This is a genomic window from Mesorhizobium sp. B2-5-3 (genome assembly GCF_006441005.1).
Taxonomy (GTDB): Bacteria; Pseudomonadota; Alphaproteobacteria; order Rhizobiales; family Rhizobiaceae; genus Mesorhizobium.
In genome coordinates, this window is the sequence record NZ_VFUS01000003.1 from 170,621 (window position 1) to 185,807 (window position 15,187).

At 62.9% G+C, this 15,187-nt stretch carries 18 protein-coding genes; 10 read left to right on the top strand and 8 right to left on the bottom strand.

Annotated features, from left to right (window positions below; translation table 11 throughout):
• Positions 1-96: 96 nt before the first annotated feature.
• Positions 97-1,275, top strand: coding sequence for an OpgC family protein (locus FJ867_RS08190; protein WP_140728255.1), 1,179 nt, complete (start codon positions 97-99; stop codon positions 1,273-1,275).
• 15 nt (positions 1,276-1,290) lie between these two features.
• Here FJ867_RS08190 and FJ867_RS08195 read toward each other — a convergent pair whose 3' ends face one another.
• A complete protein-coding gene (locus tag FJ867_RS08195; protein ID WP_140817058.1) occupies positions 1,291-2,367 on the bottom strand; it encodes a LacI family DNA-binding transcriptional regulator in 1,077 nt (358 codons plus the stop codon).
• A gap of 164 nt (positions 2,368-2,531) precedes the next feature.
• On the opposite strand from FJ867_RS08195, the gene FJ867_RS28680 reads away from it, so the two are divergent.
• Both FJ867_RS28680 and FJ867_RS28685 read left to right on the top strand, forming a co-directional pair.
• A complete protein-coding gene (locus FJ867_RS28680) occupies positions 2,532-2,672 on the top strand; it encodes a hypothetical protein (protein ID WP_181167564.1) in 141 nt (46 codons plus the stop codon).
• A 65-nt stretch (positions 2,673-2,737) separates the two neighbouring features.
• Positions 2,738-2,887 carry a hypothetical protein gene (locus FJ867_RS28685; protein WP_181167565.1) on the top strand — a complete coding sequence of 50 codons (150 nt, stop codon included), beginning with the start codon at positions 2,738-2,740 and terminating at the stop codon, positions 2,885-2,887.
• 15 nt (positions 2,888-2,902) lie between these two features.
• On the opposite strand, the gene FJ867_RS08200 is transcribed toward FJ867_RS28685, so the two are convergent.
• Entirely contained in the window at positions 2,903-3,268 is a 366-nt protein-coding gene (locus FJ867_RS08200; RefSeq protein WP_140565179.1) for a DUF423 domain-containing protein, read from the bottom strand.
• Positions 3,269-3,304: 36 nt separating this feature from the next.
• The gene (locus FJ867_RS08205) at positions 3,305-4,558 is read right to left on the bottom strand and encodes a multidrug efflux MFS transporter (protein WP_140515675.1); all 1,254 of its coding nucleotides are present in this window, start codon (positions 4,556-4,558) and stop codon (positions 3,305-3,307) included.
• 118 nt (positions 4,559-4,676) lie between these two features.
• Between FJ867_RS08205 and FJ867_RS08210 the strand changes: the two genes are divergently transcribed.
• Both FJ867_RS08210 and FJ867_RS08215 read left to right on the top strand, forming a co-directional pair.
• A complete protein-coding gene (locus FJ867_RS08210; protein WP_140547575.1) occupies positions 4,677-5,342 on the top strand; it encodes a GntR family transcriptional regulator in 666 nt (221 codons plus the stop codon).
• Between the two features lie 130 nt (positions 5,343-5,472).
• Positions 5,473-5,706, top strand: a complete 234-nt coding sequence (locus FJ867_RS08215; protein ID WP_246670991.1) for a DUF982 domain-containing protein — start codon at positions 5,473-5,475, stop codon at positions 5,704-5,706.
• A gap of 27 nt (positions 5,707-5,733) precedes the next feature.
• On the opposite strand, the gene FJ867_RS08220 is transcribed toward FJ867_RS08215, so the two are convergent.
• Both FJ867_RS08220 and FJ867_RS08225 read right to left on the bottom strand, forming a co-directional pair.
• On the bottom strand, positions 5,734-5,880 hold the full coding sequence (locus FJ867_RS08220; RefSeq protein ID WP_140494066.1) for a hypothetical protein: 147 nt from the start codon (positions 5,878-5,880) through the stop codon (positions 5,734-5,736).
• An 80-nt stretch (positions 5,881-5,960) separates the two neighbouring features.
• A complete protein-coding gene (locus tag FJ867_RS08225; protein WP_140560568.1) occupies positions 5,961-7,004 on the bottom strand; it encodes an aldo/keto reductase in 1,044 nt (347 codons plus the stop codon).
• A 239-nt stretch (positions 7,005-7,243) separates the two neighbouring features.
• Between FJ867_RS08225 and ppk2 the strand changes: the two genes are divergently transcribed.
• Positions 7,244-8,164 carry a polyphosphate kinase 2 gene (ppk2, locus tag FJ867_RS08230; RefSeq protein WP_140494062.1) on the top strand — a complete coding sequence of 307 codons (921 nt, stop codon included), beginning with the start codon at positions 7,244-7,246 and terminating at the stop codon, positions 8,162-8,164.
• Between the two features lie 90 nt (positions 8,165-8,254).
• Here the strand turns inward: ppk2 and FJ867_RS08235 are convergent, their stop codons facing one another.
• The 3 genes from FJ867_RS08235 to FJ867_RS08245 all read right to left on the bottom strand — a co-directional run bounded on the left by FJ867_RS08235 (position 8,255) and on the right by FJ867_RS08245 (position 11,096).
• The gene (locus tag FJ867_RS08235; protein WP_140494060.1) at positions 8,255-8,902 is read right to left on the bottom strand and encodes a dihydrofolate reductase family protein; all 648 of its coding nucleotides are present in this window, start codon (positions 8,900-8,902) and stop codon (positions 8,255-8,257) included.
• Between the two features lie 243 nt (positions 8,903-9,145).
• Positions 9,146-10,177 (bottom strand): porphobilinogen synthase, encoded by a 1,032-nt coding sequence (gene hemB / locus FJ867_RS08240; protein ID WP_140515685.1) that lies wholly within the window; start codon positions 10,175-10,177, stop codon positions 9,146-9,148.
• A gap of 88 nt (positions 10,178-10,265) precedes the next feature.
• Positions 10,266-11,096, bottom strand: a complete 831-nt coding sequence (locus FJ867_RS08245; protein ID WP_140817060.1) for a DUF2066 domain-containing protein — start codon at positions 11,094-11,096, stop codon at positions 10,266-10,268.
• Between the two features lie 193 nt (positions 11,097-11,289).
• Between FJ867_RS08245 and FJ867_RS08250 the strand changes: the two genes are divergently transcribed.
• From FJ867_RS08250 to FJ867_RS08265, 4 genes are all read left to right on the top strand, one after another.
• Positions 11,290-12,333, top strand: a complete 1,044-nt coding sequence (locus FJ867_RS08250; protein WP_140494054.1) for an enoyl-CoA hydratase/isomerase family protein — start codon at positions 11,290-11,292, stop codon at positions 12,331-12,333.
• Entirely contained in the window at positions 12,330-12,752 is a 423-nt protein-coding gene (locus FJ867_RS08255; RefSeq protein ID WP_140557009.1) for a DUF6163 family protein, read from the top strand. The genes FJ867_RS08250 and FJ867_RS08255 overlap by 4 nt, the downstream gene beginning before the upstream one ends.
• Before the next feature lie 237 nt (positions 12,753-12,989).
• Positions 12,990-13,505 carry a winged helix DNA-binding protein gene (locus FJ867_RS08260; protein WP_013896002.1) on the top strand — a complete coding sequence of 172 codons (516 nt, stop codon included), beginning with the start codon at positions 12,990-12,992 and terminating at the stop codon, positions 13,503-13,505.
• 350 nt (positions 13,506-13,855) lie between these two features.
• Positions 13,856-15,109 (top strand): murein L,D-transpeptidase, encoded by a 1,254-nt coding sequence (locus FJ867_RS08265; RefSeq protein WP_140494050.1) that lies wholly within the window; start codon positions 13,856-13,858, stop codon positions 15,107-15,109.
• The last annotated feature ends 78 nt before the right edge of the window (positions 15,110-15,187 follow it).

Genomic DNA, 15,187 nt, shown 5'->3' on the forward strand with positions numbered 1-15,187 from the left:
TTTCTGCGCCGATATACTCCATCGCGGAGGAATCGAAGCGGTGCGCCGGGGGTCGCATTGCTGGGCATGAACAACCAGCTTTGAGGCCTTTTGTCGATGACCACCCCAGTTCCAACCGAGCGCGATACGCGCATCGATGTGCTGCGTGCGCTCGCGCTGCTGACGATCTTCGTCGACCATGTGCCGGGCACGGCTTTCGACACCCTGACCTACAAGAATTTCGGCTTTTCGGATGCGGCCGAGGCTTTCGTGCTGATATCGGGCATTTCGGTCGCGCTTGCCTATGGCACGAAGTTCCGCCCGGGAGGCCGGCTGCTCGCGACGCTGAAAATGTGGCGGCGGGCAGGCGTGCTCTATATCGCCCATATCGTCACCACGATGGCGGTAATGGCATTGTTCTGTGCCGCGGCGGTGTTCGGCCGGCGGCCGGAACTGCTGAAGCTGATCAACATCGAACCGCTGATGAAGGACACGCCCGAGGTGCTGGTCGGCATCGTCACGCTCGGCCACCAACTCGGCTACAACAACATCCTGCCGGTCTACGCGGTGCTGCTTTTGCTGGCGCCGGCCTTCTTGCTGTTCATCAGCCACAGGCCGCTTGCAGCGCTGACCGTGTCCGGCCTGCTGTGGCTTGTTGCCGGCATCTGGCAGATCGCCCCGCCGAACTATCCCGAGCCCGGCCTCTGGTTCCTCAATCCGCTGTCCTGGCAGTTCCTGTTCAACATCGGCCTTGCCGCCATGCTGCATGTCAGGCGCGGCGGCGTCATTCCAGCCAACCGCTGGCTGATCGGTGCCGCCGCGGCCTATGTGCTGGCCGCGTTGGCATGGGTGCATAGTCCGCTTTGGGGCCAGGTGACCTGGTTCGACCTGCCGGTGGTGCTGACCGGCTTCGACAAGACATTCCTGTCGCTCCCGCGGCTGCTGCACATCCTGGCGGTCAGCTATCTGGTGGTGGCACTGCCTGCGGTCTCGAACCTGTTCCGCACCGGCCCCGACCATCCGCTGGCGATACTCGGCAAGCGTTCGCTGCCGGTGTTCATCGCCGGCACGCTGATCGCCATGGTTGCCCAGGTGATGAAACTGATCAATCCCGGCGGCCTCGCTTATGACAGCCTGTTGCTCGCCGCCGGCATCGCCATGCAGTTCGCGCTCGCTTTCTATCTCGAATGGTTGTCGACCATCGGCGGTTCGGGGAAAGCCAGGACGACGCAAAAGGACGCCAAACCCGTCCAGGCGTCGTTCGGTATCTCGGCCGTGGCTAGAGCCAACCGCTGAGGTCGGCGAGCCGGTTCAGCGGCGCGGTGGAGCCGAGGAGGCGCGCACGATCAGTTCGACCGGCAGCAATTGCCGACTGACCTTGCCGTCGTTTTCCAGGATCGCCTTGACCGCAAGCCGGCCCATCTCGGCGATCGGCTGTGCGACGGTGGTCAGTGGCGGCTCGGATAGCGCTGCTTCGGGAACACCGTCGAAACCGATGACCGAAACATCATCGGGGACATTCAGCCCGCGCGCGCTCAGCCATTCAAGCGTTGCCAAGGCGATCCTGTCCGACATCGCCAGGATGGCCGTGGGTGGTTCGCCGGAAGCAAAGATCGTTTCCAGCCCCGCCTTTGTGGTGGCGGCATCGTTGGCGGTTTCGTAGACGGGCACTTTGGATGTATCGATGCCAACCCGCGAAAGCTCCCGGAAATAGCCGGTGAGGCGATCGCGTGTCCCCGCATAGGCCGCGGCGCGAAGCTCCTCGGGCGAAATGATGCCTGTCCTGCCGTCGGCGAAAGGCAGCGCCAGCACGGCAAAGCGGCGATGCCCGAGTTCCGTCAGATGGCGCGCCGCCAGGCTGGCGCCGGCGATGTTGTCGACGCCGATCGCCGCGACGGATCCATCCTCCGAATCCAGGTCCAGCGCCACGAAGGGCAGTTTGCGCTCACGCGCCAATTCGACAAGGCGCGAGCCGCCTTCGATACAGAAGACGATGAAGCCGTCGACAAGGGCGCTCTGGATATTCCAGGCAAGCTGTTCGGTGTTGGCGGCCGAGACTAACGAGATCCCGGCCCCGGTCGCATCGCAGGCCTGCGAGATACCCGCCATCATCACGCGCGCGAAGGGATCCTCGAAGAAATAGGAGAGGGGCTCCGCGGTGGCCACGCCAATGGCGTTGACCTTCCCGGCCCGCAGCAGGCGGCCCTTGGGGTCGGGGCCGGCATAGCCCATCGCCTCGGCTGTCGCGCGAACGCGTTCGCGGACCTCTTCGCGCACGATCTCGGGGCGGCTGAAAACATTGGAGGCAGTGCCATGCGAAACACCGGCGGCCTTGGCGATGTCGGCCAGCCGGACGGGTCGTCGATTGCCTGCGGTGAGTGACGCCATTTGCGCGTGCCTCCTGACATGCATTTAGCACGTTCCCGATTTGCATCTAGCACTTTCGTTGGATCGATTCAAATTTTGCTTGACCGGCGGCTTCCATAGGCCTATCTTTGAATCGATCCAACTAAGATCTGCCTGCTGGATTAAACCTAGATGGGAGGTGCGCCATGCATCCTGTTAACTATCTGTTCGAAGACATCTACCGCAACGACTGGAGCATCGGGTCGGCCGCCAAAAAGTCCAGCCGCCGCGGCGGAAGCCCGTGGATTCGCGATCTGCGCTTCCTGGTGGCGCGCAAGCGGAGCTGATTGGCGTGAAATTTTTTGCGTCGGCCGATTGGATCGATTCAATCTAAATCAAGAGGAGAAGAGCCATGCATCCCATGAAGCATCTGTTCGACGACATCTATCGCAATTATTGGGGCATCGGCCCGGCCGCGGAGCGGCCAGAGGCGCCGCGCCGCACGACGCTCTCGGCGCGCAACCGCGATCTTTGGATCCGGCTTGAACGTCGCCGGGATTGAAACCGGCCGCGCATCTCAGGGTCGCCGACGCACCACGGCGGAGACAGCTATGGTCAGCCAGCCTGCGATGAGCAGGGTGCCTCCGATCGGCGCCGACATCGGAAAAAGCCTCGATCCGAGGAAATCGCGGGCGAGAAGATCGCCCGTGAAAAGCACGAGCCCGACGAGCAGCACCAGGCTGGCTAACCGCAGCGGGCGATTCGCGTCGAGGAGACCGACGGCGAGAAACACCGGCGCATGCATCAGCAGGAAGGATGCCGCGGTTCCGGTGAAGGCGCCGCCGAGATGTGCGGCGGCCGCCGACAGCGCCACGCCGGCCGCGCCCACGATGCCGGCGGCGAGCACAAGCAGACGGCTGCCGGTCGTTTCGGCCAGGTTCATGTCGACGCTCCTTCGGTTGATTGGCTGGGCAGCTTGTCAGGGCTTGCTCGCTTCCATCAACATATGCCGCGTCCGCCGCGCCTGGACAATCCAGTTGTAGACCGCGCCGAGCGCCATCAGCACCGACGTGCCGAGAAACACCGCCCGCATGCCGAAATGGCCGCCGACGAAACCGCCGGCAAGCGGTCCGGCGACCTGGCCGACATATTGGGCCGAGATCGAAAGGCCGAGCACGTTGCCGCCGACGCCGTCGGGAATGTTGTGGCGGATGACGCTGGTGATGCAAGGCAGCAAACCGCCGAGCGCCAGGCCCATCAGGAACCGCAGCCCGATCAGTTGCCAGCCGTCGGTGACGAAGGCCTGCGGAATGAGCAGCAGCGCCGACACGGCCAGCGCGCCGACGACGACGTTCCAGTGACCGACGCGGTCGGCGAGCCTGCCAAGCCATGACGCCGACAGGATTGCGCCAAGGGCGGCCGCCGACATCACCACGCCGGCAACGAGCGTCACCCGGCTCTGGTCCTCGATCAGCTGCTGCACATAAACGGTGATGATCGGCTCGATCGACATGGTGGCGAAGGCCAGCAGCATGCCGGTCGTCAGCATGGCCACGACCGGACGCTTGTCGGCAATTTGCGACCAGCCGCTCTTCGGCTTTGCCGCCGTCGCGGCTTTGCTTGCTTGCGGGCGCTGGTTCTCCTTGATCAGGAATGTCGTCGCCAGGAAGGCAAGGAAGATGACGCCGCCGGACAACAGAAAGGTCGCGCGGATGCCGATTACCGGCGGCAGCGCGCCGCCGAGCAAGGGGCCGACCAGCGAACCTGCCGTGATGCCAGCGGACAAGACACCGAGCGCCCAGCCGGAGCGGTCCTTCGGCGTCTGCATGGCCACCAATATGGTCGAGCCGGAGGAATAGCCGCCGGCAAAGCCGATCAGCAGGCGCAGCAGCACCAATTGCCAGACCGTCTCGACCATTCCGGTCAGCGACATGCAGATCGCCATGCCGAAGGAGGCGCGCACCAGCATCAGCTTGCGGCCGTAGCGGTCGCCGAGCCGTCCCCATAACGGCGCAACGAGCGCCGCCGCGAAGAAGGTCGCCCCATAGGCGATGCCCGACCATTGCACGATCGCCGCATGGCCCTCGACGCCCAGTTGCTCGACATAGAGGGGCAGGAACGGCAAGAGCAGGGTCATGGCGATGAGCGTGCTGAACGAACCCGCGAAGCAGACGGCGAGATTGCGCCGCCAGTGGATATTGTAGCCGCCCTGTTCCGTATCGTTCTGCGTCATGCCGTGCCTGCGTGTGCCAGGGATTGTTGTGGATACCATTTTGGGATACCAAGTCGGTATCCGTCATGGACCCACAGCCCGACCGCTGTCAATGCGGGCACGTGAAAAGGCAACAACGATGTCGCAGATGCACAACGTCGAACGGCAGCTCCGCGAGATGATCCTTGGACTTGAGATCGGCCCGGGTGAGAAACTCACCGAGCGCTGGATCGAAAGCCGCTTCGGCGCCTCGCGCACGCCGGTCAGGGCTGCGCTGCTGCGGCTCGAAACCGAAGGGCTGGTCGGCAGGGACGGGCGCGGCTGGACGGTCTCGCCCATCAACCTGGCCGAACTCGAGCAGATCGCGGTCTACCGCGAAGCGGTCGAGGTCGCGGCCTTGCGGCTGACATGCGGGCTTGCCGACAGAAGTGCCGTCGATGTCATCGAGGCTATGCTCGTCTCCTGCGACGACGACACTCCGCGCGAGGAATGGCATCGCGTCGGCATGGATTTCCACATCGAGCTGGCGCGACTGTCCGGCAATGAATTCCTGTTTCGGGCCGTCCGCGACGCGATGACCAGGCTTTCGCGCGCCCGTTGGCTGGAGGTACGCGATGGAGCGGCCCTTGGCCGCGCCTGGGCCGAACATCACGCCGTCCTGGCCGCCGTGCGGAGCGGCGATGCACAGGAAGCCGCGCGCTTGCTCTCGGAGCATATCGTGGGCAGTCGCGACCGTCTGTTGACGTCGCTGGCCAATGATCGCCGCGGCCTTCGCGCCAGGGGATTTGCCGTCGTGGCGGCATAATGCGGCCTGCAGGGCAGGCCACTCGCCGCCGAAAAAAGGACCACCGGCCCCGAGCCCCACTTTCGGCCTCGCTTCGCGGACGCCGATGGCGTAGGACCGGGCGATGGAAAACAACCGATTTGAAGTACCCGTGACCGTCAAATCAGTCACGGCGGGAAGTACACAGCTCTTACGCTCGGCCCGCGAGGCTTCCGACTATCTCATGAACAGCTGGCCCGGCAAGCGCACCCCCAAGCATCGCGCGGCGCTGCAGGCCTGCCACGATGCGCTGGCCGGCGACAAGCCGGCCATGAACGCAAGGCGCGCCTTTATCGCGGCGGCGCGTGAAGTGGACGTCTTCGTCAGCGACAAGGCGCCGGCCTGATCCAGGCCGGATTGCCGCCGCGCGCCGTCATTCCTCTGTTTCAATCTCGGCGTCAGTCTCGGGTTTCTGACGCTCCCGCGCCGCAGCCTTGGCCGCCAGCTTTTCGGCCTTCTTGGCCGCCTTCTGGCGATCGCGTTCTTTGCGTTCCTGATCGTAATTTGGTGCTCGTGCCATAGCGGCTCCTTTTTTGCTGTTCTTGTGGGCTGACTACGCGTCGTTCGCCTTCCGACGTCTCGGAGCCGGCACCAGGGTTCCTATAAGCTGCTTCGGTCGATCACAAGGTCGGCGGCGCCGAAACGCTCCTTTGCCGTCAGCTGCTGATGCCAATAGGGATAGAGCAGGGGCGGGCGGCTGACCGCGTCGAGGCGATCACGTTCTTCGCCGGCCAGCGTCAGGCTGGCCGCCGCGATATTGTCCCTGAACTGGGCCTCGTTGCGCCCGCCGATCACAAGCGAGCTGATAGCCGGCCGGCCAAGCAGCCAGGCAAGCGCCACCTGTGCGGCGGACACACCGCGGGCCTTGCCGATTTCGACCAGCACATCGACGATCCGCCACAGCCGGTCCTCGTCGCGGATTGGCGGTTCGGACCAGCCGGCGACCTGGCGCGCGGTCGGGCTGTCACGGTGATACTTGCCCGACAGCAGGCCTCCCGCCAGTGGGCTCCACACCAGCACGCCCAATCCCTGGTCGACCGAGATCGGCAGCAGCTCGTATTCGGCTTCGCGTGCTTCGAGCGTGTAGTGGATCTGCTGGGTGACGAAGCGCGGCTGATGGCGGGTGTCACTGATGGAGAGCGCCTTCATCACCTGCCAGCCGGAATAGTTGGAGCAGCCGACATAGCGGATCTTCCCCTGGCCGACCAGCGTGTCGAGCGCGGCGATGGTCTCTTCGAGTGGCGTCACGCCGTCCCATTCGTGCAGGAAATAGATGTCGATGACGTCGGTCTTGAGCCGCTTAAGGCTTTTCTCGCATTCGCGGATCAAATGATGGCGCGACAGGCCTTCGTCATTGGGACCGTCGCCGATGCGCATGCGCGCCTTCGAGGCGATCAGCACGTCGTTCCTGCGCTTGCCGCCGAGTGCCTCGCCGATGATCTCCTCCGACAGGCCGTCCGAATAGACATTGGCCGTGTCGATGAGATTGATGCCGGCATCGATGCACAGATCGATCATGCGCTTCGCCTCGGCGAGATCGCTGTTGCCCACAGCCGCGAACGGGCCGGCGCCGCCAAAGGTCATGGTGCCCATCGTCAGCGCCGAAACCTTCAGGCCGGAACGGCCGAGAGTGCGGTATTCCATGTCAGTCCTCGCGATTGAGAAGAATGGCCCGATCAGGTTGCTGGATTTGTAGGACAATCCGTGCGGCTTGTCGCCCTCCGGCCCCAGCACACCGATGAGCGGCCGTGGCGTGCCCCTGCAATAAAACCGTCATTGCCGGCCTATACTCAGTCGATCAGGGCGTTGCGCGCCGCCGTCAGGACGCGACCAGTGCGCCCGGTCGTTGCCGGAGGCGGCAGCTTGCAGATGGAGGAACACCGATGAATGAATCCATACCCAAGTCCGGCGCCCGGGACTGGCTGGAAGCCGAACTCGCCGACACGCTCGACGAGGACTATGAACTGGAGATGTCGGAACCGGCGCTGTCGCTGGAGATCGCCAGGATCTACAAGAACGCGCATCCGCCTTCTATCGACCGCATGCAGTATTTTCGCGACCTGATCGGGCTGCAATCCGAGCTGATCAAGCTGCAATCCTGGGTCGCCTACCACAAGAAGAAGCTTGTGGTGATCTTCGAAGGCCGCGATTCGGCTGGCAAGGGCGGCGTCATCAAGCGCATCACCCAGCGGCTCAACCCGCGGATCTGCCGCGTCGTGGCGCTTCCGGCACCGACCGAGCGAGAGACGTCGCAATGGTATTTCCAGCGTTATGTGCCGCACCTGCCGGCCGGCGGCGAGATCGTTCTGTTCGACCGCTCCTGGTACAACCGTTCCGGCGTCGAGCGGGTGATGGGTTTCGCTGGGCCCGATCAGGTGGAGGAATTCTTCCGTGACGTGCCGGAGTTCGAGCGCATGCTGGTCCGTTCGGGCATCACGCTGGTCAAATACTGGTTCTCGATCACCGACGAGGAACAACAGATGCGCTTCCTGATGCGCATCCACGATCCGATGAAGCAGTGGAAGCTGTCGCCGATGGACCTGCAGTCGCGGGTGCGCTGGGAACAGTACACCAAGGCCAAGGAAGAGACCTTCGCCCGTACCAACATTCCGGAGGCGCCCTGGTTCATCGTCGAGGGCAACGACAAGAAGCGCGCCCGGCTGAACTGCATCGACCACCTCTTGCAGCAGGTTCCCTATGAAGAGGTGCCGCACGAGGAGATCACGCTGCCCGAGCGGGTCTTCAATCCCGAATACGAGCGCCAGGTGCTGCCGCGCGAGCTCTACGTGCCCGAGAAGTATTGAACGAGAGTTTGTCCTTCTCCCCGTATAGTGACGGGGAGAAAGGATCTGCACCAAGGGTTGCCAATTCCCACTGTCGCAGACAACTAATTCCTAAGTCCGCTTGATGACGACATGCGTGGCAAGCGGCGTCGCTACTTGTTCGCTGCACGCGTAGCCGAGCTTCGGCATATCAATCCCGGCGAAGAGGTGCTCGCCGGAGCCGAGCAGCACCGGCGAGATCGCCAGATGCATCTCGTCGATGAGCCTCTCCTGGAGGTACTGCCGGATGGTGGCGACGCCGCCGCCGACCCGCACATCGCTGCCATTGGCCGCTGCCCTTGCCTGCTCGAGCGCCGAATGGATGCCATCCGTAATGAAGTAAAAGGTCGTGCCGCCCTCCATGACGATCGGCTCGCGCGCATGGTGGGTCAGCACGAAGACCGGCACATGATAGGGCGGGTTGTCGCCCCACCAGCCCTTCCAGTTTTCGTCAGGCCATTCGCCGCGGATCGGCCCGAACATGTTGCGGCCGAGGATCCAGGCGCCGACATTCTCGAAGCTGCGCGCCGCGAACGCCTCGTTGATATCGGTTGTGCCGTCATCGTCTCCGAGCACCATCTTGCGGAAGGTGCGGGTACCGATCATCCATTTGTGCAGGGCTTCCCCACCGACGCCGAGCGGGTTTTTCAAATCCTGGTCGGGACCGGCGCCGTAACCGTCGAGCGACAAGGTGAATGCGTTGACGCGAAGTCTGGACATGGAAAGCCTCCTCAGACCAGTTGTGTTTTGCAAGCAGTTACTTTCTAGCAAACCGATTGCAAATTGCAAGTGGTATTTTCCCCCATCGAAAAGATGCATATCCGTACTTCGCCTATGCGATGTCCAGAGTGTTGCCTGATGGTTGGTGCGGATGCCAAAATGGCGGTTGCCGAGACAGCCGCTATACCGGCTCATTTGCCGGTGGGTCCATGAAGAGCATATGGTTTGAAGGCGCTGGGGAAACTATGCTCTCAGCATCTCCGCCACCTCAGGGGCGAAATAGGTCAAAATGCCGTCGCAGCCGGCGCGTTTGAAGGCAAGAAGCGATTCCAGCATGACCTTTTCGCCGTCGATCCAGCCATTGGCGCCCGCCGCCTTGATCATCGAATATTCGCCCGACACCTGGTAGGCGAAGGTCGGCATCGCAAATTCGTCCTTCAGCCTGCGGATGATATCGAGATAGGGCAGGCCGGGCTTGACCATCAGCATGTCCGCGCCTTCGGCCAGGTCCTGCTCGGCTTCGCGCACCGCTTCGTCGGAATTGGCGTGGTCGATGTAATAGGTCTTCTTGTCGCCCTTGAGCAGGCCGGCCGTGCCGACCGCCTCGCGGTACGGCCCGTAGAAGGCGGAGGCGAATTTCGTCGCATAGGACATGATCGCCACGTCCTGAAAACCGTTTGCGTCGAGCGCGTCGCGGATCGCTCCGATGCGGCCGTCCATCATGTCGGACGGCGCGATGATGTCGGCGCCGGCCGCTGCTTGTATGACGGCCGCCGCGGTCACCTGTTCCACCGTCTCGTCATTGACGATGAGACCGTCGCGCAGAATGCCGTCATGACCATGGCTGGTGAACGGGTCGAGCGCGGCGTCGGTGATGACGCCGATCTCAGGCACCGCGTCCTTGATCGCGCGCGTGGCGCGGTTGATGACGTTGTCGGGATCGAGGATATGCGAGCCGGTCTCGTCGCGCAGCGAAATGTCCACATTGGGAAAGGTGGCAAGCGCGGGAATCCCTAGCTTCGCCGCGCGTTCGGCCTCCTTGACGGCAAGGTCGATCGACAGGCGGAAGACGCCCGGCATGGCGGCGATCGGCTCGCGCACTTGTCTGCCGTCGACGACGAAGATCGGCCAGATCAGGTCGTCGACGGAAAGCTTGTTCTCCTGCACCAGGCGCCGCGACCAGTCGGCCTTGCGCATGCGTCGCAAGCGGCGGCTGCCGGTGATGTCGTCGACGCTGCGCGCGCCGGCAGGTTTTGCGGGGGTGAATCTGTTCATCGCCAAAACTCTCGTTTGGCCGGCTTTTATCACGCACCCGTGGTGCTGACCAATGCGACACGTTTGTGCCAGCAATCCGGTCGGGTCCTTATTCGGGTTTCCCGTTGCCCGAAAGGATCTGCGCCGCACCGCGCATGCCGACACGGAACGCCTCGTCGAAGCCGACGCCGCGCACTTGCCAGGCGTAGGTCTTGCCGGCCTTCCCCAGCCGCCAGTCGGCGATCCAGCCCAACTCCTTGTCGCTCCAGACGATGCTGCCGGAAAGCGCTTGGTCGGCGCCGGCCATTTTCGCAACCGTGTCCAGCTTCGCCATGTCGGCGTCGCGCATGATCCTGTCGTCCAGCCCCGCCTTCGACAGCAGCGCTGCCGTGGGGAAGGTTACCTGCATGGCGATCGGCGCGGCGGCATTGCCGAACGACTCGCGCATCAGCACGCCGCGCTCGTCATCGGCATCGAGCGCGAAATGCTTGACGCCGCGCTCGGTCGACAAGAACACCGCCAGCCGTGGCCTTTCGGTCAGCCATGGCCTGCTGCCGAGCGAAGCCAGCACCGGATCGATCATCGCCGGGCTGTACTGGCAGTAGAGATTGTGAGGCCGATCATACGTGCCCTGATCGTCATGGTTGGGAATGCCTTCCATGCGATCGCGGTAGCGAAAGGCCGCCACGAAGCTGCCGGCCTTGTCGCGCAGCGCCGCCATCTCCGGTTTCGCCGGCAGGCGCTGGTCGCCGGAAACCCGGACCAGAACCGCGTCGAGGCAACGTTTGAAGCCGGCCTGGCGGTTCTTCTCGTACCGACCGTTGACGATGGTCTGCGACTGGTAAAGATCGGCGAGGCTTGCCGCCAGGGTCGGTTGCAAAGCCAGGCAAATGATGATCAGCCCGATCGTCATCGGCACGAGGCGCGCAAATCCAGCCATGAGCAACACCCCGTTGGAAACCCGCTACAGCTGCGCAGTCGCCGTGGTTCTCGGCGTTGCGGCCACAACGGCTCTTTTAGCACTAGGCTCCGGCACGAGCCAAGACGCGCTGCCGGCATGCCGGCATTGACGCGGCCATGGGCCACGCTTTAGCACTTCAGTCCCGGCGGAGCGGGGGAGGGATTCTTTCACGATGGATTTTGGCGGAGGCGACGAGATCCGCTTCGAACATCTGGGCCGGGCCGGCATCGTCACGTTGACGCGGCCGCGGGCACTCAATGCGGTGACGCACGGCATGGTCAATGCACTCGCCAAGGCATTGCACGCTTGGGAGCGGGACTGGAGCGTCGACGTCGTCGTCGTCAAGGCCGAGGGCAGGGCGTTTTCGGCCGGGGGCGACATTCTCCACATCTACGAGGCCGGCCGGGCCGGCAAGCCGCCTGTCGAGTTCTTCGCCGACGAGTATCGGCTGAACGCCCAGATCGCGCGTTTCAAAAAACCCTATGTGGCGCTGATCGACGGCATCGTCATGGGCGGCGGCGTCGGCATCTCCTTTCATGGATCGCACCGGGTGATGACGGAAAATGCGCAGTTCGCCATGCCGGAGGTGGGTATCGGCTTTTTCCCGGATGTCGGCGCCAGCCATCTGCTGCCCGATCTTGGCGGTTCCTTCGGCATGTACCTGGCGCTGACCGGCAATCGTATCCGCTATGGCGACGCGTTGTGGTCCGGGCTGGCCACGCATACGATCAAGGCGCAGGACCAGGCTGGCTTTCTCGACCAGCTCGCCGCCACCGGCGATCCCGAATCGGTGCTGCGCGGCTTCTTCATCCCGGCGAAGCGCGAGACGGACAGGCAGGTGCTGGAGGCGATCGCCCATCACTTCGCGCAGGCGTCGCTTGCCGATATCATCGGCAGCCTGGAGCAGGCGGCAGGGAGCGATGAGTTTGCGGCAAGGACGCTGGCGACGATCCTGACGCGCTCGCCGACCAGCCTTCGTGTCGCCTGGCGCCAGATCACTGCCGGCCTGACGCTGCCGATGGATCAATGCATGAAGATGGAGTTCCGCATCCTCAACCGGATGCTCGCGGGCCACGATTTCTACGAAGGCATACGCGCCACCATCATCGAAAAGGGTTCCAAGCCGCAATGGCTGCCGGCAACCCTCGATGCGGTCGACGACGCGGATGTCGATGCCTATTTTGCCTCGCTCGGTGAACGGGAACTCGCGCTATGAGTGAGGTGACGTCCAGACGCGTCGTGCTTCAGCCTTCAGGGGTGGAGGTTATCTTCGCCTGGTTCCAGCGAATCATATCAGGATACTGCCTGCTGTTCGGTATCCTGTACTGGATCAGGCTTATCGGCTTCTATCCCGGCTCGCTGTGGCGCTTCGACCTGATGCCGGTCCACTGGCAGGTGACAGCGGTGATGCTCGCCGTGTTTTTTCCCTTTGCCGCAGCCGGCCTATGGATGCTGGCTTCCTGGGGGCCGGTGATTTGGTTCATCTGCGCCGCGACGGAGATCGTCATGTATGCCGGCTTTCCCGAACTCTTCGGCCGCCGCCCGCTCATCGTCGTCTCGCATGCGGGGGTGGCGCTGCTCTATGTCGTTTTCCGCCTCGTCATCTATCTGCAGAAGCGGTCGCCCCGGACCTGAAGCCGGCACGCGCCGCCGGCGATCCGGCGGATCGGATTTCGCCCTGAAATCATTGGCTAAATCTTTAGGTTAATTATCCTTGCTCGAGTGACCGTTCGTTAAGCGTCTTGCGAAACCTATTACCGGTAAGCTCTTGTTAGCCTTGGCGTTTAAGTCGAATTTTATGAGTATTCGATAGTGTCGCGATCAAGGTGAAAAACAAAAAATCACCAGGGCGACAAACGAGAGGCAAAGACAATGATCAATTCGCGTCCGGCGGCAAAGACCGCCAACGTTTCCGACGATCGCCGCGAGGCAATCCGTTCCCTTTACATGGAATCGCTCCAACTGGTCGAGCGCCTGCACCGCCGTCTGCTCGACGTGATCAAGGACGAGTTCGACCGCAATGGCCGTTCCGACATCAACGCCATCCAGGCGCTGCTGCTCTTCAACATCGGCAATTCGGAGCTGACTGCCGGCGAGTTGCGCTCGCGGGGCTACTATCTCGGCTCGAACGTCTCCTACAATCTCAAGAAGCTTGTCGATCTCGGCTTCATCAACCACCAGCGCTCGCGCATCGACCGTCGTTCGGTCCGCGTCTCGCTGACGCCGAAGGGCAACGAGGTGGCGGACGTGGTCGCCGGTCTCTATGAGCGCCATGTCGGCTCGATCGAGCAGGTCGGCGGCATCAACACCGACGAATTCAAGCAGATGAACCGCGCCCTCCAGCGCCTCGACCGCTTCTGGAACGACACCATCGCTTACCGGATGTAAGCCACATCCCCAATCAGAAGCCGCGCCACAGAAGCGCGGCCGCAACAGCGACCTCCAGTCAGGGCCGGTGCCGAAAAGCATCGGTCTTTTCTTTTCGTTGCGCTGGCCGAAGCAAATTGGGGGCCAAGGCCACGTTGCCGCCATATTCCAATGGAACCGAAGATGGCAGTGATGCTGTGGTGAAGACCATGAGTTCACCCGCAGCCGCGGTAGCCTTGCGCGTTTTCACACCGAGGTGATGCGGACCATGGTTGGCTAATTGTTAAGATTGCCAATTTTAGAGTGCGGGCGAGATCGCCCGATGATCAACGCAGCAAGTGTTCGAACTGCTACAAATGTCTGGAACGTCCATGAGAACCAGCCGCCGTTTCTTCCTTTCCGGAGCCTCCGCGCTCGCAGCCGCCGTTGTTGCCGGCCGCGCCAGCGCGCAGGACGTGATCGGGGACATCCTGAAGTCCTCGGCGCGCGGCAACTGGGACGATCAGTTCGACGCCCGCGCCAGCGCAGGCGGCAAGGTGGCCTCGACGCTGCCGATCTTCAGCCCGCAGACCGTGGCCTTCACCGAGCAGGCTGTGGCGCAGTACCAGAACATTGTCGGGCAGGGCGGCTGGGTCGAGGTTCCCGCGACCAAGAAACTGCAGCTCGGCGTCGACGATCCCGATGTCGTGCCGCTGCGCAAGCGCCTGATGGTCGCCGGCGACCTGTCGCAGAGCGCCGGCATCTCGACGGCCTTCGATTCCTATGTCGACTCGGCGGTCAAGCGCTTCCAATTGCGCCACGGCCTGCCGGCCGACGGAGCGCTGGGCAAATATACCTACGCGGCGATGAACGTTTCGGCGCAGATCCGGCTCGGCCAGTTGCAAACCAATCTCCAGCGATTGAAGGAGAAGGCGGGCACGCTTGGCAGCCGTTATGTGCTGGTCGATATTCCGGCAGCGCAGGTCGAGGCGGTCGAGAACGATCGCGTCGTGCTTCGCCATACCGCGATCGTCGGCAAGATCGATCGCCAGACACCGATCGTCAATTCCAAGATCAACGAGATCATCGTCAATCCATATTGGAACGCGCCGGTGTCGATCGTGCGCAAGGACATCATCCCATTGATGCGCAAGGACCCCGATTATCTCAAGAACAGCCATATTCGCCTGTTTGCGCCAGATGGCAGCGAAGTCGATCCGATGAATGTGGACTGGTCGACCGACGACGCGGCCAAGTACCGTTTCCGCCAGGATCCCGGTTCGGACAACGCCATGGCGTCGGTGAAGATCAATTTCCCGAGCCCGGACGGCGTCTACATGCACGATACGCCGCAGCAGAGCCTGTTCGGCAAGATGATGCGCTTCGATTCCTCGGGTTGCGTACGCGTGCAAAACGTGCGCGACCTCGTCACTTGGATCCTGCGCGACACGCCCGGCTGGGACCGTCAGCATTTCGAGGCTGCGATCAAGACCGGCGAAAACACGCCGGTCCAGGTCACCAACCCGGTGCCGGTGCATTTCCTCTATCTCTCGGCCTGGTCGACGGGCCCCGGCGTCGTCCAGTTCCGCGACGACATATATGGCCTCGACGGAAACAACGAGCTACAGATCACTTCGTCGCTCTAAGCAATTGATTATTCAGGGAAAAGGCCGCTCTTGAGCGGCCTTTTCTGTCGTCGCCGCCAGGCCATTCACACCGCCGCT